The organism is Streptomyces sp. NPDC001443 (assembly GCF_053597355.1).
On record NZ_JBSFIA010000032.1, the window covers coordinates 1 to 23,968 of the forward strand.

15 protein-coding genes and 1 pseudogene are annotated in these 23,968 nt (G+C 72.8%); 6 read left to right on the forward strand and 10 right to left on the reverse strand.

Annotation, left to right across the window (positions count from 1 at the left end; translation table 11 throughout):
* Positions 1–189 precede the first annotated feature (189 nt).
* Positions 190–372: pseudogene (locus tag ACWC24_RS28590) on the forward strand (PadR family transcriptional regulator); the annotation flags it as partial.
* Here ACWC24_RS28590 and ACWC24_RS28595 read toward each other — a convergent pair.
* The 7 genes from ACWC24_RS28595 to ACWC24_RS28625 all read right to left on the reverse strand — a co-directional run bounded on the left by ACWC24_RS28595 (position 335) and on the right by ACWC24_RS28625 (position 10,841).
* A complete protein-coding gene (locus ACWC24_RS28595) occupies positions 335–2,254 on the reverse strand; it encodes a discoidin domain-containing protein (RefSeq protein WP_450665767.1) in 1,920 nt (639 codons plus the stop codon). The pseudogene ACWC24_RS28590 and the gene ACWC24_RS28595 overlap by 38 nt on opposite strands.
* 165 nt (positions 2,255–2,419) lie before the next feature.
* Positions 2,420–3,784: a GH1 family beta-glucosidase gene (locus ACWC24_RS28600; protein WP_450665768.1), complete on the reverse strand. Its 1,365-nt coding sequence runs from the start codon at positions 3,782–3,784 to the stop codon at positions 2,420–2,422.
* 92 nt (positions 3,785–3,876) lie between these two features.
* Complete coding sequence (locus ACWC24_RS28605; protein ID WP_450665849.1) at positions 3,877–4,716, reverse strand: carbohydrate ABC transporter permease; 840 nt, start codon at positions 4,714–4,716, stop codon at positions 3,877–3,879.
* A gap of 7 nt (positions 4,717–4,723) precedes the next feature.
* Positions 4,724–5,722 (reverse strand): carbohydrate ABC transporter permease, encoded by a 999-nt coding sequence (locus ACWC24_RS28610; protein WP_450665769.1) that lies wholly within the window; start codon positions 5,720–5,722, stop codon positions 4,724–4,726.
* 9 nt (positions 5,723–5,731) lie between these two features.
* On the reverse strand, positions 5,732–7,048 hold the full coding sequence (locus tag ACWC24_RS28615; RefSeq protein WP_450665770.1) for an ABC transporter substrate-binding protein: 1,317 nt from the start codon (positions 7,046–7,048) through the stop codon (positions 5,732–5,734).
* A gap of 420 nt (positions 7,049–7,468) precedes the next feature.
* On the reverse strand, positions 7,469–9,580 hold the full coding sequence (gene fusA / locus ACWC24_RS28620) for an elongation factor G (protein ID WP_450665771.1): 2,112 nt from the start codon (positions 9,578–9,580) through the stop codon (positions 7,469–7,471).
* Positions 9,581–10,139: 559 nt separating this feature from the next.
* Positions 10,140–10,841 carry a nucleotidyltransferase domain-containing protein gene (locus ACWC24_RS28625; RefSeq protein ID WP_450665772.1) on the reverse strand — a complete coding sequence of 234 codons (702 nt, stop codon included), beginning with the start codon at positions 10,839–10,841 and terminating at the stop codon, positions 10,140–10,142.
* 303 nt (positions 10,842–11,144) lie between these two features.
* On the opposite strand from ACWC24_RS28625, the gene ACWC24_RS28630 reads away from it, so the two are divergent.
* From ACWC24_RS28630 to ACWC24_RS28650, 5 genes are all read left to right on the forward strand, one after another.
* Positions 11,145–11,960: a hypothetical protein gene (locus tag ACWC24_RS28630; protein WP_450665773.1), complete on the forward strand. Its 816-nt coding sequence runs from the start codon at positions 11,145–11,147 to the stop codon at positions 11,958–11,960.
* A gap of 351 nt (positions 11,961–12,311) precedes the next feature.
* Positions 12,312–13,559 (forward strand): hypothetical protein, encoded by a 1,248-nt coding sequence (locus tag ACWC24_RS28635; protein ID WP_450665774.1) that lies wholly within the window; start codon positions 12,312–12,314, stop codon positions 13,557–13,559.
* Between the two features lie 295 nt (positions 13,560–13,854).
* A complete protein-coding gene (locus ACWC24_RS28640; RefSeq protein WP_450665775.1) occupies positions 13,855–14,868 on the forward strand; it encodes a hypothetical protein in 1,014 nt (337 codons plus the stop codon).
* Positions 14,865–15,980, forward strand: a complete 1,116-nt coding sequence (locus ACWC24_RS28645) for a hypothetical protein (protein WP_450665776.1) — start codon at positions 14,865–14,867, stop codon at positions 15,978–15,980. Before ACWC24_RS28640 ends, ACWC24_RS28645 begins: the two co-directional genes overlap by 4 nt.
* Positions 15,981–16,101: 121 nt before the next feature.
* Positions 16,102–18,510, forward strand: coding sequence for a hypothetical protein (locus ACWC24_RS28650; RefSeq protein ID WP_450665777.1), 2,409 nt, complete (start codon positions 16,102–16,104; stop codon positions 18,508–18,510).
* 105 nt (positions 18,511–18,615) lie between these two features.
* Here ACWC24_RS28650 and ACWC24_RS28655 read toward each other — a convergent pair whose 3' ends face one another.
* The 3 genes from ACWC24_RS28655 to fxsA all read right to left on the reverse strand — a co-directional run bounded on the left by ACWC24_RS28655 (position 18,616) and on the right by fxsA (position 23,934).
* A complete protein-coding gene (locus ACWC24_RS28655; RefSeq protein WP_450665778.1) occupies positions 18,616–19,626 on the reverse strand; it encodes a hypothetical protein in 1,011 nt (336 codons plus the stop codon).
* An 81-nt stretch (positions 19,627–19,707) separates the two neighbouring features.
* A complete protein-coding gene (fxsT, locus tag ACWC24_RS28660) occupies positions 19,708–23,490 on the reverse strand; it encodes an FxSxx-COOH system tetratricopeptide repeat protein (RefSeq protein WP_450665779.1) in 3,783 nt (1,260 codons plus the stop codon).
* A 225-nt stretch (positions 23,491–23,715) separates the two neighbouring features.
* A complete protein-coding gene (fxsA, locus tag ACWC24_RS28665; protein ID WP_450665780.1) occupies positions 23,716–23,934 on the reverse strand; it encodes an FxSxx-COOH cyclophane-containing RiPP peptide in 219 nt (72 codons plus the stop codon).
* Positions 23,935–23,968 lie beyond the last annotated feature (34 nt).

Below are 23,968 nucleotides of genomic sequence, written 5' to 3' on the forward strand. Positions count from 1 at the left end.
CCCCGCGGCCCCCCCCCCCTCCCCTCGCGGCCGGGCGGGGGCCCCCCCGCCCGCCCCCCCCCCCCACGTCCACCCGTCCGGACCTCCACCACGCGCCGCACGAACTTCACGAACCGTCGGGCGGACGGGTGCGGCACCGGAAGGCGCCCCAGGCAGGCCCGGGCAGCCACCCAACTACGCAAAGGCGTCCTGGAGTACTGCGTGCTCGCCCTGATGCGGGACCCTCCCCGCTACGGCAGGGAACTCCTCCAAGCCCTGGAGGAATCCGGCGCCCCGGCCACCAGTCAGGGCACGGTCTGTCCGTTGCGCTCCCGCCCCACCCGGCCTCGGCCCCCTACCCCTTCTGTTCCACGCGGACCCAGTCCACCTCCGCCTGTACTCCCCCGGCCGCGATGCGGTCCACACTCGGCTGGGGCAGGCCCCAGTAGGGGGTGGTGACCTGGTTCCAGCCGGCCGGGTAGGCGCCGCCCAGGGCGAGGTTGAGGATGACGTACTGGTCGTGGTCGTAGACCCATTGGCCGCGCGTCGACTCGACCTTGTTGCGGGTGGTCTCCTGGACCAGGCGGTCGTCGACGTAGAAGCGCATCGCCGTCGGGGTCCATTCGACGGCGTACGTGTGCCACTGGTCGGCGCGGCCGCCGTTCGGGTAGGTCTGGCGGGCGCCGATGTTGCCGTCGGCCGAGTAGCCGGGGCCGTGCAGGGCTGAACTCGTCCAGTCGGCGTAGCCGATGTTCTCCATGATGTCGGTCTCGCCGGAGGCGGGCCAGGAGACGGACGGGTCGTCGACGTTGCTGCCGAGCAGCCAGAAGGCGGGCCAGAAGCCGTCGCCGACCGGGAGTTTCATCCGGGCGCTGACCCGGCCGTAGGTGAAGTCGAACCTGGTGTCGGTGTCGATACGGCCCGAGGTGAAGTCGTAGGTGCCGCCGCCCGCCTGGGTGCAGCCCTTGCAGTACTTGGACCTGAGGATCAGGCTGCCGTTCTCGGTGCGGATGTTGTCCGTGGAGTCGACGTACGCCTGTGACTCGCCGTTGACCGGGCCCATCTCCGTTCCGGTGCGTACGACGCGCCACTTGGAGCGGTCGAGGGCCGCGCCGGTGAAGTCGTCGAAGAACGTGGTGCGGTAGGTGCCCGACTGGTCGGCGGGCAGGGCCGGGTAGGCGGCGGAGGCGCTGCCGCCGGTTCCCCAGACCTGGAACTCGTAGAGGGAATAGCCGAACTGGGCGGTGTAGGGGGCCGGGTTGTAGAAGGAGCGGCGTTCCGTGCCGAGCATGCGGACGTAGCGGCCGGTGGCCGGGGACGGGAGGGTCACCGTGTCGTGCAGGCCCGTCGCCTCCGACGGGGACTTGACGTTCGCGCGGCGGGCGGCGACGTCGGCGGCGGACGGCTGGTAGACCGTGCGCCAGGTGCGGTTGTCGTCGGAGACCTGGAGCCGGTAGTCGACGGCGTAGGCCGCCTCCCAGTACAGGTCCACGGAGGAGATCGTCGAGGTGGCGCCGAGGTCGACCGAGACCCAGCGGTCGGCGTTCCAGTCGCTCGACCAGCGGGTCGCGTCGCTCTTCAGGTCGGCGGGCCAGCCGCCGTCCGTGACGAACGCCGGTGAGTTCCCCGCGTGTTGGTAGAAGTTCGAGTAGGCCGGGTGGTTCAGGGCCAGGTTGGCGCGGGTCGTCGACGCGGGCGCGGGTTCGCCGCCGTACACCTTGAAGGAGTAGAGAGAGTAGCCGTATGGCGTGGCGCGTTCCAGGCCGCGCAGACGGACGTAGCGGCCGGTCGCCTCCTGGGGGTAGGTGTGCGCGGTGAGCGAGCCGCCGGTGCCGGCGGTCTCGGTGTAGAAGGGGGTCCAGTCGGTGCCGTTCTTCGACACCTCCAGGACGTAGCGCTTTCCGTAGGCGGCCTCCCAGTCGAGGGTGACGCGGTCGATCCGGATCGTGGTGCCCAGGTCGAGGCGGATCCAGGCGTCGTCGGCGAAGTTGCTGGACCAGCGGGTGGCGCCGTTGCCGTCGAAGGCGAGGCCCGGGGTGGTGCCGCCGTTCTCGCTGCCGGAGGCGGTGACGGCGGCCGGGTTCAGGGCGTAGGCCGCGGCGGCGCGGTCGGTGTCCCAGGCGTACGCCGCGGCGGCGGTCGGTTGCGCGGCGGCCGGTGTGACGAAGGCCGGGCCGGCGGACAGCAGCGCCAGTGCGGCGAGGGCCGTCATGAGGGTGCGTGGGGTGCGGGTCGTGCGGAGGGTGCGAGTCGTGCGGCGGGTCGTGGATGGCATGCGGCTCTCCTCGGTCGATCGGACTCTTATGGCATGCACCTGACATTTCTGTGGGTGGTTCGTCGCGGGCGATCACTCCCGCTGGTGGTGCTCGGGTCGTGCTTGGGTCCCGCGGTGGGCGCGGGCTCCCGCGCCCACGCCCACCGCAGGGGTTTCGGACGGGCCTCAGGCGGCCCGGCTCGACCGGCCGCGGTGCGTGCGGACGATGTCCGCGTAGCGGTGGCCGGTGCCCTTGACGGTGCGCTCCTGGGTGCGGTAGTCGACGTGGACGAGGCCGAAGCGCTTGTCGTAGCCGTACGCCCACTCGAAGTTGTCCAGCAGCGACCAGGCGAAGTAGCCGGCCAGCGGGGCGCCCTTGCGGGCGGCGGACGCGCAGGCGGCGAGGTGCCGGATCAGGTAGTCCTGGCGCTCCGGGTCGTCGACGGTGCCGTCGGGGCGTACGACGTCGGGGAAGGACGAGCCGTTCTCCGTGACGTACAGCTTGCGCGGGGCGTACTCGTGGGTGAGGCGCAGCAGCAGCGTCTCGATGCCGCTCGCGTCGATCTCCCAGTCCATGCCGGTGCGCGGGACGTCGGGCTTGCGGACCGAGAGGGCCCGCGGGGCCGGCCCTTCGGGGTCGTCGGCGACGGTGGCCGGGAAGTAGTAGTTCAGGCCGAGCCAGTCGAGCGGGGCCGCGATCGTCTCCATGTCGCCCGGCTTCTCCGGGAGTTCGACGCCGTAGACCTCGCGCATGTCGGCCGGGAAGCCGCGGCCGTGCACCGGGTCCAGCCACCAGCGGTTGGTGTGGCCGTCCATGCGGCGGGCGGCGGCGACGTCCTCGGGGCGGTCGCTCGCCGCGTGGACGGTGGAGAGGTTGTTGACGATGCCGACCTCGGCGTCCGGGGCGGCGGCGCGGATCGCCTGGGCGGCGAGGCCGTGGCCGAGGAGGAGGTGGTAGGAGGCGCGGACGGCGGCCGTCAGGTCGGTGAGGCCGGGGGCCATCTTGCCCTCCAGATGGCCGATCCAGGCCGAGCAGAGGGGCTCGTTGAGGGTGGTCCAGTGGGTGACGCGGTCGCCGAGGCGTTCGGCGACGACCGAGGCGTACGCGGCGAAGTGCTCCGCGGTCTCGCGCTCGGGCCAGCCGCCGCGGTCCTGGAGCGCCTGCGGCAGGTCCCAGTGGTAGAGGGTGACGGAGGGGGTGATGCCCGCCTCCAGGAGTCCGTCGACCAACTCGTCGTAGAAGGCGAGGCCCTTGGGGTTGACCGGGCCGTCGCCGCCGGGCACGACGCGCGGCCAGGCGACGGACAGCCGGTAGGCGTTGGTGCCGAGCCGGCGCATCAGGCCGATGTCCTCGCGCCAGCGGTGGTAGTGGTCGCAGGCGACGTCGCCGTGGTCGTCGTTGTCGATCTTGCCGGGGGTGTGCGAGAAGGTGTCCCAGATCGACGGGGAACGGCCGTCCTCCGCCACGGCTCCCTCGATCTGGTACGCCGATGTGGCCGTGCCCCACAGGAAGTCGTGCGGGAGTGCGGCGAGGTCGATACGTTCGGACACTGAAGCCCTCTCAGGAATAGGGGGGTTGGTCGTCGCTTCACCGGCGGCCGACCGGCCGGAGGTCGTCCGGCCGACGGCGGTCGCGGCGTCGGTCACTTGACCGCTCCGGCGGTGAGGCCGGCCACGAGATAGCGCTGGAGCAGCAGGAATCCGGCGACCACGGGCACGCTGACGACCAGCGAGGCGGCCATGATCTGGTTCCAGTACACGTCGTTGAGCGTGGAGTAGCCCTGGAGGCCGACCGCGAGGGTGCGGGTGGTGTCGTTGGTCATCACCGACGCGAACAGCACCTCGCCCCAGGCGGTCATGAAGGCGTAGACGGCCACCGCGACGATGCCGGGGATCGCGGCCGGGACCACGACCCGGAACAGCGCGCCGAGCGGGCCGCAGCCGTCCACCAGGGCCGCCTCGTCGAGTTCGCGCGGCACCGAGTCGAAGTACCCGATCAGCATCCAGATGGAGAACGGGAGCGAGAAGGTGAGGTACGTGAGGATCAGACCGCCGCGCGAGCCGAACAGGGCGATGCCGGTGGCGTTGCCGATGTTGACGTAGAGCAGGAACAGCGGCAGCAGGAAGAGGATGCCGGGGAACATCTGCGTCGACAGGACGGTCACCGTGAACACGCGCTTGCCGCGGAACTCGTAGCGGCTGACCGCGTACGCGGAGAAGACCGCGATCACCACCGAGCAGACCGTGGCCGCGCCCGCCACGATCAGCGAGTTCACGAAGTACCGGGCGAGCGGGACGGTCGACCAGATGTCGATGTAGGGGCGGATCGTCAGGCCGCTCGGCACCCAGCGGAACTTGCCGCTGACGTCCGCGAGCGGCTTCAGCGAGCTGGAGATCATGACGTAGACCGGCACCAGCACGAACCCGGTGAGCAGGGTGAGGAAGACCCGCCGGGTCCATACGAACGAACTCGGCTGCGCCATGGGCGAGTCAGACACGGGAGGTCCTCCGTCCGCGGGACGTGACGGCGAGGTACACGCCGGTGACGAGGAGCAGGAACAGCAGCAGCAGGACGGACATCGCCGAACCGGTGCCGAAGTTCCAGGTGACGAAGGAGGCCTGGTAGATGTGGACCGAGATGAGGTCCGCGGCCTCGGGGGCGGTCCTGCCGAACAGGACGTACGGCGTGTTGAAGTCGTTGAAGGTCCACAGGAACAGCACCAGGACCAGGACCTGGTTGACCGCGCTGAGCGACGGCAGGGTGATGTGGCGGATCTGCTTCCAGACGCCCGCGCCGTCGAGGGCGGCCGCCTCGTACAGCTCCCGCGGGATGTTCTGGAGTCCGGCCATCACGATCAGGAAGGCGAACGGCCAGCCCTTCCACACCGACACGGTGAGCAGGGCGTAGAAGCTGTTGTCGCCGATCAGCCAGAAGGACGGCTTGTCGGTGAGGTGCAGCTGGTCGTGCAGGACGTGGTTCACCAGGCCGTTGTCGTGCTGGAACATGAACACCCAGGTGATGACGGCCGCGTAGACCGGCAGGGCGTACGGCACCAGGAACAGGGCGCGCAGCAGACCGCGGCCGCGGAACGCGTCCTGCATGCAGATCGCCGCCGCCGTGCCGATCATCCAGCACAGGCCGACGGACAGCAGCGTGAACGCGACGGTGACCAGGAAGGAGTGGAGCAGGGCCTCGCCGACGGGTGCGTCGAAGTCCACCGACACCGTGTAGTTGTCCAGGCCGGACCACGGCGCGGTGCTCCAGTCCCGGATGAAGAACTGGGTGAGCTCCTTGAAGCTCATCACGATGCCGATCACCATCGGCACCAGATGGACCAGGAGTTCGAGGATCAGCGCCGGCAGAAGCAGGAAGTACGGGAGTCCGGCGCGGCGGAGCCGCCCGGTGCGGCGGCGGGAACCGCGCGCCGCACCGGGGGCGTCCTTGCGCACCGTCCGCCCCCCGGCCTCCGTGGAGACAGTGGTGGTCATGGTGCTCACTTACTTGGTCGGCATCTGCTGCTGGGCCTTCTCGAGCTTCGCCTTCACGGACTCGGCGGTGACCGCGCGTCCGGCGGCCGCGTCCGCGAACAGCTCCTTGACGGCCGTGCCGACGGCCGTCTCGAACTGGGACTCGTCGGCGACCTGCGGCAGCGCGGAGGCGCTCTTGGCGAGCGTGTCCTTCAGGACCGCGTTGGCCGGGGTGTTGAAGGCGGTGTCCGCCTGCGCGGCGGCGACCGGCGGGATGGAGCTGTACGCGGTGTTGAGGATCTTCTGCTCGGCGTCGCTCGTCATGAACTTCACGAACTTCGTGGCGCCGTCGAGGTTGTGGGTGTTCTTGAAGACCGCCATGTTGATGCCGGCGACCATGGAGTTGACGTTCGCGCCGGTGCCGGGGGTGCCGGACTGCACGGGTACCGGGGCGATGCCGTAGTCGGCCTCGCTCATGCCCTGGGACTTGAGGTTGGCGGACGCGGACTGCCACAGCAGCATCGCGTTCTTGCCCTTGGCGAAGTCGCTGACGGACTGGTTCTGCGCGTACTCGGCGTTGCCCGGCGCGATGATCTTGTCGGAGGCCATCAGGCCGACGTACTGCTGGACCGCGCTGACCACGCCGTCGTTGGTGAAGTCGGGCTTGCCGTCGGCGGTGAAGAAGTCGGCGCCGTGCTGCTTGGCGAAGACGAAGACGTGGTGGATGTTCTCGGACGGGTTCGAACCCTCCGCGCCCAGGCCCCACTTGCCGCCCTTGGACAGCTTCTTGCCGTCGGCGATCAGCTCGGCCCAGGTGGCCGGCGGGTTGGCGATGCCGGCGTCGGCGAACATCTTCTTGTTGTAGTAGAGCGCGTACGCCATCGAGTACAGCGGCACCGCGGCCGGGTCCTTGCCCTCGGCGCCGGTCGAGCCGAGCGCGGAGGCGACGAAGCGGTCCTTGCCGCCGATCGCGTCGAACTGCTTCGCGTCCCACGGCAGCAGCGCCCCGGTGGCCTGGAGCGAGGCGCTCCAGGTGTTGCCTATGTTGAGGACGTCGGGGCCCTGGCCGGAGGTGGTGGCGGTGAGGATCCGGTTCAGCAGGTCGGACCAGGGGACCACCTCCAGCTTGACCTTGACCCCGGTCTGCTTCTCGAACTTGTCGAGTTCGGGCTGGAGGACCTTCTTGTCGATCTCGATGCTGGCGCCCTGGTTGGAGGCCCAGTAGGTGAGCGTCTTCGGCGAGTCGTTGGACCCGCCGCCGTTCGCCGATCCGCCTCCGCAGGCCGTGGCGGCGAGAGCGAGTGACATGGTGACGGCGCCGACGGCCGCGGCTCGGATGCTGCGCATGGCTCCTGGTGTCCCTTTCCTGGAGTCGTGAACCCCGAGGCAGGCCGCGGAAGTGACACCCCGTTCGACTCCCGAAGCCCCTCATGGCTTAATTTACGACGTGAGTTAAACCTCGGAAGAAGAACACGTCAAGACATCCGGCAGGGTCTCCCCGGCGACTCCGACCCGAACCATGGCGCCGGACCGCTGTGCACAGCGGTCGCACAGGCTGTGACCTGCGCGGGGACCGTCTCGGGGGTGTTGTGCAACGGTTGTGTTTCGACGGAGCCGGGGGCGCCCCGAACAGCGGCCTCGCGACGGGCGGTTCGCGCCACGAACCCGAGGTTCGTGGCGCGAACCGCCGTACGGCCGACGGCTGCCGCCGTGTCGATCCGTACCTCCGGCGGCTCCCACCGCGGCGATCCGTACCTCCGGCGGCTCCTACCGTGTCGATCCGGTCACCGGTGCCGGCGCCGGTGCGTACCCGGTGGGCCGGGCCGTGAAGGTGCCGCGGCCCTGGGTCCGGCTGCGCAGCCGGGTCGCGTAGCCGAACAGTTCGGCCAGCGGCACGGTGGCGCCGACGACCGCCGAACCGGCCCGTACGGTCGAGCCCGTGACCCGGCCGCGGCGCGCCGCGAGGTCGCCGAGCACGGAGCCGACCGCGTCCTCGGGCACGGTGACGGTGACCTCGGCCACCGGCTCCAGCAGGACCAGCTCGCAGGCGCGCAGGGCCTCGCGGAGCGCGAGCCGGCCGGCGGTGCGGAACGCCGTGTCGGAGGAGTCCTTCACATGCGTCGCCCCGTCGGTCAGCGTCACCCGCAGGCCGGTCACCGGATGCCCGCCGAGCGGACCGTCGGCGAGTGCGTCCCGGCACCCGGCCTCGACCGCGCGGACGTACTCCCGCGGCACCGAGCCGCCGACCACGGCCGACCGGAACTCGAAGCCCCCGCCGCCGTCGCCGCCTCCGACCGGCGCGGAACCGGTGGGATCCATCGGGTCCATCGGTTCCACGTCGAGGACGACATGTGCGAACTGCCCGGCGCCACCGTCCTGTTTGACATGGCGGAAGACCAGCCCGGCGACCCCGCGGACGACGGTCTCGCGGTGGGCCACCCGCGGACGGCCCACGTTGACGTCGAGGCCGTGGGCACGTCGGAGCGTCTCCACCGCCACCTCCAGGTGCAGTTCGCCCATGCCGGACAGCACCGTCTGCCCCGTCTCCGGGTCGGTACGGACGACCAGCGACGGGTCCTCCTCGGTCAGCCGGCCGAGCGCGGCGGCCAGCCGGTCGGTGTCGGTGCCCTTCCGGACCTCGACCGCCACGGAGACGACCGGGTCGGCGACGCCCGGCGGTTCGAGCACGAGGGGTGCCTCGGGAGCGCACAGCGTCGTGCCCGCACGGGCCGACTTCAGGCCGACCACGGCGACGATGTCACCCGCCACCGCCCGCTCCAGCGGGGTCCGGCGGTCCGCCTGCACCCGCAGGATGCGGCCGATGCGCTCGGTGCGCCGCGCGCCCGCGTCCATCACCGCGTCCCCCTTCCCGATCGTTCCCGAGTACACCCGCAGATACGTCAGCCGCCCCGTCGGGGTGGCGTTCACCTTGAACACCAGGGCCGCCAGCGGCGCCGCCGGGTCGGCGGACCGCTCCTGGGCCACGCCGTCGTGCGTACCCCGTACGGCGGGCACGTCCAGCGGCGACGGCAGATAGGCCACGACGGCGTCGAGCAGCGGCTCGACACCACGGTTGCGGTAGGCCGAGCCGCACAGCACGACCACGCCGTCGCCGCTGTGCGTCAGGTCGCGCAGTGCGGCGGCCAGCGTCGCCGCCGACAGCGCCGAGCGTGCGCAGAACTCGTCCAGCGCGCCCGGGTGCAGTTCGGCCACCGCTTCCTCCAGGGCCCGCCGCCGCCGGTCCGCCTCCTCGCGCAGGTCCGCCGGCACCGGCCCCTCCTGGGCCGTGTCGTCGCCGTCGGCCCAGGTCAGTGCCCGCATACGCAGCAGGTCCACGACGCCGGTGAAGCCGTCCTCCGTACCGATCGGCAGCTGCACGACCAGCGGGGCCGGGTGCAGTCGCGCCCGGATCGAGGCGACGGCCGTGTCCAGGTCTGCGCCCGCCCGGTCCAGCTTGTTGACGAACGCGATCCTCGGTACGGCGTGCCGGTCGGCCTGCCGCCACACCGACTCGCTCTGCGGCTCCACCCCCGCCACGGCGTCGAACACCGCGACGGCGCCGTCGAGGACGCGCAGCGAGCGCTCCACCTCGTCGGCGAAGTCGACGTGTCCTGGGGTGTCGATCAGGTTGATCCGGTGGCCGTCCCAGGCGCAGCTGACGGCCGCGGCGAAGATGGTGATCCCACGGTCGCGTTCCTGGGGGTCGAAGTCGGTGACGGTCGTGCCGTCGTGGACCTCACCGCGCTTGTGGGTGCTGCCGGTCGTGTACAGCATCCGCTCGGTGAGGGTGGTCTTGCCCGCGTCCACATGGGCGAGGATGCCGAGGTTGCGGACGACGGCGAGCGGGTCGGTGAGGTGAGGGTTGAGGTGGGTACGCACGGCCCATGGCCTTTCGGGGCGACGGTGAGAAGGGCGGCGCGATGGCCGGACGGGGACGTCGGTGTGCCCGCGGCTTGGCGGCTCCGCGAGCCGCCAAGCTCGGTGAACCGTCAGGCTCCACGAGCCGCCAGGCTCGGTGAAACCGTCAGGCTCCGCGAGCCTCCAAGCTCGGTGAACCGTCAGGCTCCGCGAGCCGCCAGGCTCGGTGAACCGTCAGGTTCGAACGAGCGGGCGGGCCCGGCAGGGCCGCCAGGCTCCGCGAAGCCGGCGGGTTCCGCGGGTCAGGCCGACGGGCAGGGCCCGTGAGGACGTCGTCTCGTCACGGCATCCGGTGCCGGCCGCGCAGCGGGCACCGGGCGGCCGGAGACACGAGGATCACCTCGTACCGGGAACGGGAAGCGACGACAGCGATGCGGTCACGCACGGCCGGGCTCCCCTCGCTCGTCACGACGACGCGCCGCCGTACCGCCGGTCGGCGCGTGATGTGGTGAGTCTAGGGAGAGCCACGGCGTCGGAGCACGCCATTTTCCGTGCGGTCACAAGGACTTGCCCACTGCGGTCAGGAGCCCGTCGCCCGGGGCTCGATCGCCCAGAACTGCCTCCGCACCCGCCGCAGCCAGGCCTCGGCCGCCGTCTCGTCCGGCCGCTCCGGCAGTACGCCGCGCGTCTCCTCGAAGGCCTCCTCGAACCCGCGCAGCAGGGGCAGCGCGGCCTCGGCGTCGGCCGCGACCTGCTCGCCGAAGCGGTGGTAGGCCTCCGGGTCGTCGACCCTGATGGTCAGCCGGCCCGTCGCGTAGAGCTCGTACCCCTGTGTGCAGAGCCGCTTGAGGTGGCGGGCGTGCTTGGCGGTGCGCCTGCGGACCTCGTCGGAGAGCGGTCCCGCGCTGCGGTTCTGGAGTTTCCTGAACTGCTGGGTGGCGTAGCCGAGATAGGCGGCGCGGATCCTCGGTGCGCTCAGGAACGACAGCCGGATGCCGATGAGTTCGTCGCCCAGCGGGGTGCGGACCTCGTACAACTCGTCGGGGAGCCAGACGAGTTCCATCACCGTCGGGTTGCCGCCCAGCGCCAGCCTGCACCACTTCGCGGCCTCGTGCAGGGTGCGGTCCGGTGCCGTGCTGACGTGGGACTCCTTCGGGCCGTGCAGGCCGTGCAGGTCCTCGGTGGGCGCCGCGAACAGACCGAGCCGGTCAACGTCGGAGCCTGCGCGGGCGAGCCCGTACGCCGTCGAGCCGACGACGCCGGACAGCAGGATGTTGGTCATGGTCACAGGGGCCCCCGATGGTGGTCGTCTCACCGGCGCGGGCCGGTGCGTGCGGCCACGGGCGCCGTCCCCGGACCACCCCCGTACGGGTGGCGGCGGGACAGCCATGATGCCCGGCCACGGCCGCTGTCACCTCGTATTTTCCGTGGCCGTGCGGCGGCCCGGCACAGTGGGGTGGGGTCCGGTGCGCGTTCACCCTTTCGGCTCCGTGCGCTGGTCGGGTGCCGGAGCCGGTGGTGCCGTGGGAGGGAAAGGGAGCCCAGCACCTCGAGGAAACGTCCTCGGCCTCAGGAGGCATCCGTGATGACCCCTCGCCCGTCCCGACCCGCCCGTGTCCTCGCCTCGGCCCTGGCGGTGGGCACGCTGCTGATCACGGCCGCCTGCTCGGACGGTGAATCGGAGGGCTCGGGCGCCACGACCTCGGCCGCGGCGACCGGGAAGGCCTCCCCCAGCCCGTCGGCCACGGTCGCCGCCGTCACGCAGGCCCAGGCAGAGGCCGCGCTGATCACCGCGGCCGACGTGGAGGACGCCTGGACCCGGGCGCAGGACCCCAAATCCTGGCACGACACCCTGTTGACCGGCACGGTCGACGCCTCCCAGTTCGTCACCGACAAGTCGGCCGCCGCCGACTGTCAGCGCCTGATCGACGGGCTCTACGGCGAGGACCTCCTGGGCAAGCCGTCGGGGGCCTCGGCGCTCGTCGGGTTCACCCAGAACAACTCCCGGCTGCTCCAGCAGACCGCGGCCTACGGCAAGGCCGACCTCGACAAGTCGCTGAGCTGGCTGGCGGGTCTGGCCGACAAGTGCGCCCAGTTCACCGTGAAGGGCTCCGGCGGCGACAGGACCGTACAGGTCGTGGAAGCGACCCTGCCGAAGGCGGGCGACACCCGGCAGGGCCTGACGGTGTCGGTCAAGGGCACCTCGAACGGCGAGCCCGTCACCCTCACCCTGGACGTCGCCGCCTCGCAGGTGGGCCCCAACGCGGTCACGGTCACCAACGGCGGCACGGAGGGCGTCAGTCACGACAGCACCGCGAACGCGATCACCTTCGGCACCCAGCATCTTCAGGACGTACTGGCCGGGAAGACTCCCGCGCCCGCGCCCAGCGAGTTGGAGTGACATCGCTTGCTCCCCGGGTCATCCGGGGAGCGCCCGGGATCTCGCCCCGGGCGCTCGCGATCCGACCGGATACGCTCGCTCACCGGCGCTCCGTGTTCGGTGACGGCCCGCGAAGGGCATCGTGCATACAAGGCGGTGCGGCGCCGAGGCCGTCCCGTGCGACCACGCGGGCCAGGGGGGATGTCAACTACCTTACGTGAGGCTTGTGTCGTGCTTCCGTGCGGTATCTCGGCCCCCTAGCATTCACCTGCCCCACGACGAGGTTCGCGCGGCGGCCGACGGTGGCGTGCGCGCGGTGCGTCCTCGGCCGTGCCGACACCGTGCGGGCGCGGAACGGAGGGGGGACGAGCCATGACGACAGCGGGGCGTGCCCGTTGGCGTCGGCGGCCGGAGTCGGTTCCCGTCGTCGTGGTGGGCGCGGCGGGCACGCTGGTGGCGGGCGCGGTGATCGGGCTCCTGGTCGACACCTCGGCCCTGGTCGACTCGGGTGGATACCTTTTCGGTGCAGGCCTGTTGCTCGCCGTCGGCCTGTACGGGAGCACGTACGCGATCGACCTCGACGCGCTGCGGGCCGACCTGACCGGGGTGCTGGCCGCGGTGACCGTGGGGGTGCTGCTGAAGGCGGCCCTGATCGCCGGGACGATGCTGCTGGTGTTCCACCGGCCCCAGGCGCTGGTGCTGGGCATCGCGGTGGCCCAGATCGACCCGCTGTCCGTCGCCGCGCTCGGCCGCAACGGACGGATGTCGCCGCGGGCCCGGTCCTTGTTGACGGCGTGGGCGTCCTTCGACGATCCGATGACCGTGCTGCTGACCCTCTACCTCGCGGGATACGCGTACACGGCGGCGGGACACACGGGCGCGCCCGCGGTGTCGGGCGACGGCGGGGGCGGCTATCTGACCGGACTCGGTCTCAACGCGGCGCTGCTGGCAGGGGTGTTGACGCTGTGGTGGGCCGGACGGCGGATGACGGCCGTGGTGCGCGATGCCGGGTCGCCGCGACGGGCCGGGGCCCTGCGACGGGCCGGGGCCCTGCGACGGGTCGGAGCCGCCGCGACGGTCCTGCTCGTGGTGGCGATGCTGGTGCTCGCGGCGGCGCAGCAACTGATGCTCGCGGTGGCCCTGGCCGGGCTGGTGGTCCGGTCCACCGTCCTGACGAAGGGGTTGGAGCGTGCGGTGGGCGGTGCGTTCCTCGCCGCGTTCCTGGCGCTCGGGCTGCTGTTGGCCCACGGGGTGGCCTGGTGGCCGGGATTCGTCCTGGGCACGGCGGCCTTCGGGGCGCAGGCGGTGGTGGCGCTCGTGGTGATGCCCCTGTTCGTACGGGATCTGGAGCGCGGCGACCGGATCGCGCTCGGCCTCGGACAGCAGAACGGCATCACGGCCGTGCTGATCGCGTTGACCCTGGAGCGTGACTTCCCGGGTACGGCGGCCACGGTGGGTCCCGCCGTCGTCACGGTGAACGTGCTGCACGGCATCTCGCAGGCCCTGCTGGCCCGTTCGGCCCCCGTCCCCTGTCCTGTCCTCGCCGAGGAACCCCAGGCGGCCGACGCGCGTCGGCTCGTACGGGAGCGCAGGACGATCGACAAGAAGTCGGTGGCGTAGCCACGGAACGGGAGGAGTCGTACGGAGACGGCGGCAGGAGCGGCAAGGGCGGCAGGAGCGGGAGCGGCGGCGACGCCGGCGGTCCGGGCAGGACCGCCGGGACCGGAGCGACCGGCAGGATCGGCAGGGCGTACGGAGCACCGGTGCTACCGAGCGACGGAGCGGCCGGGACGGGGAGAGGCGTATGAGGCAGGGGACGGGACACGGCCGACGGGAGGCGCCGAGGGGTGGCCGTCCGCCCGGCGTCCGGCCGGCGGAACGGGCCACCGCTCCTCCGCGCGGCCCACGGTCCCCTGTGCGCGGAGCTCACGGGTTCACGGCCTACGCGGCGGCGGTCCACGGCGCGGCGGTCTGCGGTACGGCGCTGCTGCTGGCGGCCGGCGCCGCTCCGGCGTCCGCCGCGCCGTCGGCGTCCGACGACCGGGACGTGCGGTTGGTGTACTGCCTGTCGGACGCGCACCGCGACGGCCTCGTCGCGGCCGCCGTGGCGCTGGGGCTGCTGACGCCGGGCGGCGCGGCGGGACAGGACTCCGTACAGCCCGTACGGCCGGTGGGTTCCGCGGGGCCGACGGGTGCCACGGGCTCTGTAGGACCGTCGGGTGTCACGGGCTCCGTAGGACCGTCGGGTGCCACGGGCTCCGCGGGGCCGACGGCGTCGGCAGGAGTCGCGGCGGCCGGTGGGCGGATGACGCTCCGGCAGTGGGCGGATCGGCGTACGGACGACTTCACGCGGGCCTGTTCCGCGCTGATGGCGGCCGAGGCCGACTCCGGCGCGCCGGCCGCGCGGGGATCCGGCGCCGAGGACGGCTGGTTCGAGGCGTTCCTGAAGGGGCTGCCCGCGCTGGCGGCGGGTGCGCTGCTCACCCTGGGTGGCCAGTTCTCCGAGCGGGTCTCGTCCGAACGGCGCCTGTCGAGGCAGCGGTTGCGGACCGACGAGGCGGCGTTCCGGGGAGCGGCGCGCACGTATCTGGCCGCCTACGGGAGTGACCCGGAGGCGGATCACGCCGCCGTACGGTCGACGCGTGAGGCCCTGGCCGGGACGCTGTTCCAGATACCGGGTCCGGCGGCGCGCCGACGGGCCGCCGCACGCGCCGTCGAGCGGCTGCCGCTGGCCGGACCGCTGCCCGCCTCGCGCGAGGGCGTGGTGCTCGGCCCGGAGGGCCGGGCCGGTGAGGTGCGCGAGGCCGGGGAGGCCGTGGATCTCGTGCTGCGCACGGTGTCGGACCTCGACCGCGGCGCCGTGCACTGGGCCCTGCGCACCGTGCTTGAATGGCGGGTCGGGCGCACGGCACCGGGAGCGGCCGTATGACCGGGCCGGTGCAGAACGATCCCCACGGCGGCGTCCAGGACAACCCGTACGGCGTCTACGTGCCCGGCAGCAGGGACAGTCTGCCGTGGCTGCCCCCTCCGCTGCTGGACGACCATCCGCTGGTGCCGTGGGTGGAGGAGAGCCACGCCGGGCAGTGGGTGGACGTCGATCACGCCCTGGATCAGGTGAACCAGTTCGAACAGTGCCTGAGAAGGCTGCCGGAGATGATCCTGCCGAAGGTGGACACGGGCCATCTGGTCGTGGTCACGGGACCGGTCGGCATGGGCAAGACCACCCTGATCCACCGGTGTGTGCACCTGGCCCACCAGTACCTGGAGCACTTCAGGCAGCAGCCCCGGCCGGGCGCGGGCCGAGCGGGAGTCATCCAGCCGCCGACGCCCTACGTGGCGATGACCGGCGGCTACGACAATCGCGCGAACGGCATCAGCACGGACGCGCGGGGGCAGTTCGCGTCGACGCAGGACATCAACACCGCCCTGCGCAACAAGATCGTCGACGAGCTGGGCGACCTGATCCCCGAGAAGTCGCTGCAACGGGTGCGCGCCGAAACGGAAGTCCACGAGGCGTTCAAGCTGCTCAGCAGACTGCTCGCGCAGCAGGACGCGCTGCTGCTGGTGCTGATACCGCACATGGACTGGCGGGACGGCATGGGTTCGGTGCGCACGGACTTCCTGAGGACCTGTCTGAAACATGCGCGGAGCAGAATCGTACTGTTCGTCGAGGTGTGCCACCACGATCCCGACCGGGCACACGAGGTGGTCGCCGAGATCTGGCCCAACAGCGCGCTCACCCATCTGAAACTCGGCAGCCTCACCTCGGAGGACACCGTGAAGTTCAGTCAGGCCGCCCGCGGGGACCATCCCGATCCCGACGCGCCGGTCCACTCCGGGGCCTGGCTCAGGTCCGACGTACGGCAGTTGCGCAAGCGGTACTTCAGCATCGCCGAGGAGCGCAGACGTACCGGCGGCGAGGTCCGGGTCACGGCGGCCGACCTCGGCGCCCCCGTCCTCGACGTGACGGCCATGGCCCGCAACCCGTCGGCCGGTGCCGGGCCGGTGCCCAGACAGCCCCCTCCCCCGCCGGGCACCTGAACCCCGGCCCGGCGGCCGCCCGGCCCCGTACCCACCCGATCCTCCGCGGCACCCACCCGCAGTGATCCCCGCACCCGCCCGCCGCTCGGAAGCCGAAACCGGACACACGAGGAGTGCCATCGTGGCCCCAGACAGTGGAGACATCTGGCACGAGAACCCCTTCCCGCTGATCCCGGTCGTGCGCCTCGGTCCGGCGTCCGACCTGGGAGATCCATCGGTCCGAGGGGCCGACTCGGGCAACGCGCACATCACCACCCCGCTGGTGCAGGACCTCCGGGCGCTCGTCGACGACTACTTCGCGCCGCCCGCCGCCCCCGGCCGGCGCGGCCGGGCCATCGCCCTGGTGGGCGGGTTCGGCCTCGGCAAGAGCCACGCGCTGCGGCGTACGTACCAGGCGGTGCGCGAGCGGCACTCCGAGGCGGCGATGTGGATCGTGGACGAGCCGGCGCAGGACATGGGCCGGCTCTACCGCGACCGGCTGCGCGGTCCCGGCGACTCGGCGCAGGGCCGTCAGGCCTTCGAGGAGCTGGTGCGGAACTACTACGCCTATGTGACGGCGGGCTGGGTGGGCGCGCAGGGGGACGATCCGCGCCGGGAAACCCTCCAGGAGATCGCGACCGGACTGCGTGAACGCGCGCTCGATCCGGACAAGGTGGTGGCGGCGCTGCGCTACGACCCCGAGGTGATCCACGCCGATCTGCGGGGCACGCTCGGCGAGGTCACGGAGCACCGCAGGTTCGCGACCGCGCTGGCGCTGCTGCTGGAGCCGTCGTTCAAACGGATGGTGTGGGACTGGCTCGGCGGCGAGGAACCGGCCGAGCCGCTGCGCGAGCGGGGCATCACGGAGGCGATCGGCCCCTCCGGCAGCGGGGCGGCCACCACCACCGGGATCGACCGGGTGTTCGACGCGTTGGCGGTGCAGGGCTTCCTGCACGGCCGGGTCGGCACCGCCTACGTGCTGCTGCTCGACTCCCTGGAGAAGGTGCTGGACTGGCCGGAGGAGAACCGGCGCACCTTCATGGACGCCTTCGAGCGTCTCGTCAACATCTACACGAGCCATGGCGGTCTGCTCGTGTTCTGCACCTCGCCGGAGGGACTGCGGGCGCTGCGGGCCGGTATGCACGAGCGGGTGGTGCAGCTGTGGCCGACGGGGCTGAGCGACGAGCACACCCGGGAGCTGGTCGCCGAATACCTCGCGGCGAGCGGTGTGGGCGCCGGGACGGGAGCGGGCGCGCGGGCGGGCACGGCGGCGGGGACGGGGGCAGTGGAGAGGGAGGTGGCCGGGACGGCACCGGACACGGGGCCGTTCGAGGAGGAGGCGCTGCGGCTGCTGCACGAGCTGACCGAGGGCGTGCCGCGCGAGGTGCTCAAGGTGTGCCGGCAGGCCTGGCAGCTCAGCGAGGAGGACGCGGAGTCCGCGGAAGCCGGCTCCCTGCCCGGGCCCGGGTCCGGGGATCACGGCGCCCCGGGCGGCCGTCGGCGGCTGGTGGTGCGCCGGGTGACCGGGGCCACGATGCTGACGGCGGTACGGCAACTGCACGAGCGGGTGTCGTACCGCAAGGTCCTCGACGACGTGCACGACGCGCTGGACCTCGGGCAGTGGCGGATCGCCTCTCGTGATCCGGTGCCGGCCCGGCTGTCGCGTTCGCCGGGCGGCCGGGACGAGGTGGTGCACTGGCTGTCGCCCGCCCCCAACGCCTATATCGCGGTGATCCATACCCGTTCGGTGCTGCTCGCCGACGACGCCGAACGCATCGCGGCCCATGTCCACGGACTGCGCAGCGCGGTGCGCCCGGGGCGGTTCGAGGCGCTGCTCGTGGTCAACGGGCTGGTGTCGCAGGCGATGCAGGACCGGCTCGGGCGGTCGATCGGATCCCGGCCGCTGGTGTACCGGCAGGGCGGGTTCGCGCAGACCCTGCACGAGGCGCTGCTGCAACTGGAACGCCGTCTGGTCGAGGAGCAGCGGGAGGGCGACCTCGCCGAGCTGGGCGAACGGATGCGGCGCGATCTGGAGCAGCAGCAGGCGGCCCAGCTCGAGGAGCTGCGCCGTGCCGTCGCGGCGCTGGCACTGGAGAACGTGCCGAGAGGGACCGCCCCGGCGACCGCAGGGCCCGGAGGCGAACCCGAGTCGGAGGCGGCCGAGTTGCCGGTTCCGGTACGACGCAGGTTCCGCGACGCGCTGGCGATGCTGGAGACGGTGACACGGCGGGTGGCGGGCCGGGCGGTGAACCGGCGGGTCGCGGCGACGCCCGCCGATCTCAGCGTCCTGGGCTGCGCCACCCTGGTGCGGGAACTGACCGAGGATTTCCGGGGCTCGGTCGCGGCCTGGGCGCGCGGTGCGCTGCCGGGTGCGCCGACCGAGCACCAGCTCGGCGAACTGCGCCGGATCTGCCGGGAGTACGAGTGCGCCGTCGAGGTGCTGCCGGTGCATCTGCTGGGCGGCGCCGAACCGCAGCACCCGCTGACGCCCGCGCGCGCCGTGGAGGTGCTCGCCGAGGAGGTCTGGGGCTCCCTCAGCACGGTGCCCTGAGCCGGGCGGGCAACGGGCCCGCGGAAGCGGACCGGTCCCGGGCGGGGAGCCGGCCGGGCGACGGGTCCGGGCCCCCGTCGCGGGGTGACGCGACGGGGCCGCCCGTCACCTCGGCGGCGGGACGATGCCGCCGACCGCGCGTGCCAGTGCCTGCAACCCGTGTTCGGCGTGCTCGACCTGGCGCTGGTCGAGGGTGACGCCCAGGAGGAACGCGCCCGCCGAGGTCCAGTGCACGTACACGGCGCCCTCCTGTACGTCGAGGACGAGCCGGTCCACGGGGGCGCGGCCGTGCTCGGGCGGGGCGACCAGGGCGAGCGCGTCGGTGAGCCGGACGAGATGGCCGCGCAGGCTGCGGGAGAGGTCCCGGTAGGCGGTGCGCCGGGTGCGGACGCTGACGTCGATGAAACGCGGCCCGAGTTCATGCGCGTCGAACACGTCGCCGACGCAGACCAGTGCCCAGTCGCGGTAGTAGCCCGCGTACTGGAGGTCGGTGGTGTTCACGTGCGTGTGCCACAGGCCGCGCAGCCGCTCCTCGTACCCGACGTCGGGTTCGGCGGCCGTGCCGAAGTCGACGTGCGGGCCGTCCGGTTCGACCGTGGTGCGCCGGTACGCCTTCGCGTCGGGGTCGCCGCCGGGCAACTCGTCGGGCAGCGAGTGCACTTCGGTACGGATCCGGGTGACGAGCCGGTTCATGGCGGCGTCCATGGCGGGGACGCCGTCGGGCAGGTCCGTCACCGCGGCCAGGAACTCACCGGGGCGGGCCCGCCCGCCCCACAGGCCGCCGCGCGTGTTGGCGACGACCGTGCGCATCAACTCGCCGGTCCCCAGCGGCCGCAGGACCGTGCCCAGGTCCTGGGCGCACAGCAGCAGCCGGCTGCCTGGCAGCGCCTCGCTCTCGTCCTCGTCGCCCAGTTCGACGACCAGGCTGCTGAGCGGGGCACGCGGGACGCGGAAGACGGTGAAGTCCAGGATGCCGTTGCTGTAGTGGGACAGGGAGCGGATCTGCGGTGTCCGCGCGACCTCCTCCTCGCACAGGGCGGTGATCCGGCCGTGACGCTTGTCGGCCCAGTGCGACTCCTTCAGCGTGTCGGTGCGTCGTTGTGCGGGAGCTGCCACGGGTGCTCGCCTTTCGGTGGGTGAGTGCGGGCTGCTTGCGGCCGGCCGGTACCGGCTTCCGGCTCCGGTCGCGGTGGTGCACTACACGTCGGGCAGCTCCAGATCGATGTCGTAGCCCGACGGGGGCGCCGGGCGGGCGGATCCGGTCGCGGTGAGCCGGTCGAGGTGCTGCCTCACCCGGCGTCCGTCGGGGCGGTGCGCGACACCCAGGTCGCGCAGCCGGGTCAGCGCGGTCCCGGCCAGCTCGGCCGCCTCGTCGGTCCGTCCGGCGGCGGCCAGCGTGGCGGCCAGGGAGTTCTCCGCGGCGGCGACCCAGGGATGGGCCTGGCCCAGCTTGTGGCCCAGGAGGTTCAGGGCGCCGCGGCCCACCTCCTCGGCCAGCCGCGTCTCGCCCGTGGCGCGCAGATACACGCCGTGGCGCACCTGGGACAGGGCGGTGTACGGGTGGCCCGCGCCGAACCGCCGGGCGAGGGTGTCCCCGCACTGCCGGGCCTGGGTCTCGGCCTCGTCCGCCTTGCCGAGGGCGTGCAGGTCGGCGGCGTAACTGAACCGGCAGCGCAGGGTGTCGAACCGGTCGGGGCCGAACCGGCCGATGTAGACCCGCAGTGCCCGCTGGTCGCGCTCGTGGGCGAGTTCGTAGCCGTAGCGGGGATCCTTGACGGCCGGGAAGCCGTCGGCGAGCCTGCGTTCGCTGACGGCCAGGCCCACCTCGGTGTTGAGCCGGTCGCCGTCCCAGACGTCGCCGTGGCGGCGCAGTCGCTGGCGCAGCAGGTCGTGCGCCTCGCCGGCGCGGCCTGCCGAGCGGTAGAGGTAGGCGAGCAGGTCGGCGCTCTCCCAGGCGACCTCGTCGTCCGCGCCGCCGACCGCCTGCCGGTAGCGGAAGCGGTCCTGGAGACGGGTGAGGGCGCGGGCGACCCGTCCGGTCAGCGCCTCGGTGAGGGCCACGTTGTGCTCGACCTGGAGGGTGGCGGGATGCTTCCAGCCGAGCAGCAGTTCCAGTTGCTCCAGCGCGGGGCGCAGTTGGAGCAGGGCGTCGTCGAACCGGCCGACGGCGCGCAGGGTCGCGGCGTAGGAGTCGGCGGACAGCAGGGTGCGGGGATGGGTGGTGCCCAGGAGCCTGCGGTGTCCCGCGAGCGCCTCCTGGGCGAGGCGGCGGGAGGTGTCGTAGTCGCCGCGCAGGCGGTGGGCGCGGGCGGTGAAGTTGAGCAGCCGCAGGTACTCGGGGGACTGTTCGTCGTCGTCGGCGCGCCACCAGGTGCGGGCCAGTCCGGCGATCTCCAGGAGCCGGTCCAGGTCGGCGGACTCGGCGCGCCGGCCGAGCGCGCCGAGGTGGCGCAGCAGCGAGCGGCGCACCCGGGGCCTGGGGTCCTCCCACAGGCGCAGCGAGTACACCTCGCGGGCCCAGTCGGCGGGCAGGTCCTGGACCTCCTGCGGGGCGTACTCGGCGAGGATGCCGCGCAGCACCGACTCGATGTGGCGCCGGTCGGCGTCGGCCATGCCGGCCCTGATCAGGTCGCGCAGTCCGTGGTGCTGGGCGAGGGGCTGTTCGGCGCGGTCGAAGTCGACGTCGAGGAGGCCGACCCGGGCGAGTGCCCACAGGGCGACGCTCACCATGTGCTCGTCGGGCAGCTGTACGTCGTCGGGGTGCCGGGGGTTCGCGGTGGAGGCCGGCCGGTCGGCGTCGTCGTCGCGGGCCAGTTCGGACAGGATGCGGCGCGAGCGCAGCAGTTCCAGACCCATGCCGCGGCCGGTGAGCAGGGAGGCTGCGTCCAACAGCCAGCCGAGGGCGTCGCGTTCGGGGCTCTCGGCGCGCCAGGCGGCGGCCCCCGGGGTGGACTGCGCGACCCGCCGGGCGACGCGGACCATCACCGCGACCGGGGCCACTCCCTCGCTGTGGCGCAGCAGTTCGGTCTTGCCCGCCCGGTACTCGGCCAGCACGTCGCCGACGGCGGCGCGCAGCGCCGCGTCCGGGTTCATGTGGTCCTCGCGGCGGTGGACCGCGGCACGCTCGGCCAGGCAGTGGGCGGCCAGGTGGAGGGCGTGCGGCACGAAGTCCACGACGTTGCCGAGCTGTCCGGCCTGCTGCTCGGTGATCTCCGGAACCCGGTCGGCGAGCAGCGCGCGGCTCTCCTCCGGGGTCATCGGGGGAATGGCCAGGGGGGTGAGGTGCGGGGGGCGGGGTTCGGGTCCGGTGCGGGCGCGGGGGGCGGCGGCGGGCGGATCCGCCGGAGTCCCGTGCGGCGGGTCGGCCGGGTGCTCGGCGTCCGGGCCCGGGGCCGCGGGCTCGGCACCCGGCTCGGGCCGCGGTGGCAGCCGGCTGGTGATCAGGACGTGCCCGCGCTCGTGCGGTACGGGCAGCAGTCCGTGCAGGGTGGCGGGGTCGGTGACCCCGTCGTAGACGAGGAGCCAGCTGCCCAGGTCGTCGTCGGGGCGCGACAGCCGGGTCAGCAGACGGGAGACACCGGCGTCGTCGCCGCCGGTGGCGAGCCGGTCCTCGGGGCTGCCCAGCCGGACGGCCAGCCGCGCGAGGGCGCGCTCGACGCGCGGGCGCTCCCAGGAGCGCACCCACCACACCACGTCGTAGCCGGCGCCGTAGCGGTGGCACAGCTCGTGCGCGGCCTCGCTCTTGCCCCAGCCACTAGGCCCGTGCAGCACCAGGCAGGCCCCGTCGCCGCCGGCGTCGCGCAGCGACCCGTCGATCCGGGCGAGCAGTTCGCCGCGGTCGGTGAAGCCGCCGCCGCGCGGGGCGACGTTGGTGGTCTCGGGCAGGCGTGGGAAGCGCGCCGCGGCACGCGGGGCGGTGTGCTCGGCGGCACCGAGTCCGAGACCGGTGTGGAGCAGTCGCAGCGCCTCGTCCTCGGTGGTGCCGCGCAGGTCGATCCGCTCGTGGTGGGCGGCCTCGGTCTGCGGGAACGGCTCGTCCACCAGCACGATGCGTACGTCCGTGTGGGAGAGCGCCCCGATCTGGGCGAGGAACGTGTCGTCGGCGCCGTCGGGGGACACGAACAGCAGGGCGCCGCCGGGGTCGGGGCGTTCACCCGTGTAGGTGTCGGCGCGCCGCAGTTCGGTGCGCACCCCCTGCGCGGCGAGCCGGTCGCGCAGCCAGGCGGCCCAGGGCGCGTGCCGGGTGGAGTGCACGACGGTGACATCGGTCAGCCGTGCGGTGCGGCGGTCGCGCAGCCACTCGGCGAGCCGCTCGTAGTACGGGCGCAGCCCGGTGACGGTCCCGGCCTCCTCGGCCTCGACGGCGAGGCTGAGGCTGTCCTGGTACATCGGGTTGTACGGGATCTCCAGGAAGGGGATGTCGCCGTCGCCGAGGGTGCGGGCGATCGGGCCGAACTTGCGGCGCACCCGCTCTCGGGCGTTGCGCAGCCGGTCGTGGACGGCGACGTCGCTCTTGAGGCCGAGGGTGAGCAGCCGTGCGGCGCGGCCGTCGGTCCGGCGCACCGTCAGGACCTCGGCGAGGGCGGCGGCTCCGTCGATGGACCAGGCGGTCATCGCGAAACAGATGACCAGCGCGTCGGCGTACGCGGCCACCCGGGTCGCCTCCACCGCCTCCGGTGTGTCGGGGACCGGTGCCTCGATCAGGACGTGGTCGTAGGACGCGGCGACGGGGTCGGCGGCGAGGGCCGCGAGCGCGGGGCCGCCGATCGTGACCGTACGGACCTCGCCCGGTGCGGGCCGGCGCAGCGGGACGGCGGGCCCGTCGGCGGTGCGGCGGCCGTTGACCAGCAGGACGCTGCGGTTGGCCTCGGCGAGGACGTCGGCGGCGTTGCGCAGGGTGGTGCTCAGACCGAGGTTCTCCGAGGTCGCGAGGAAGACGGCGAAAGGACCTGGGCGGTCGAGGGGGTTGACGTCTGGCATGACCTCTCCGCTCGGCGCGGCGCTACAGGGACGGCGACAGGAACGACGGGTACGGCAGGTGCGACAGGTACGGCAGGTACGGCAGGTGCGGCGGCACGAGCGACTGGTGCGACGGCCGAGGCGAGCGCAGGGACGATGGCCGAAGCGGACGGAACCAATCAGATATGCCAACAAAACGGACACGTGTGACGGTCAGAGTATAGAGCCGCTCCACCCACCGGGCGGTCATGCGCTTTCTTTGTGCCCGGTGACGAACGGATCGCCCTCCGCACAGCCCGCGTACACCCGGCGCACCACCGCGCCGAGCACGGAATCCGGCAGGGCGGCGAGGTCGTCGGGCGCGAGCGCGGCCAGGTCCAGCACGGCGGACTCCACGTCGGGCACCGGCTCGGCGCCCCCGTCGGCCAGGGCCTCACCAGGGGTGACGCCTTCGGCTGCTGCCATGGTGTCCACTCCATGAGGTCTCGCGGACCGCCGC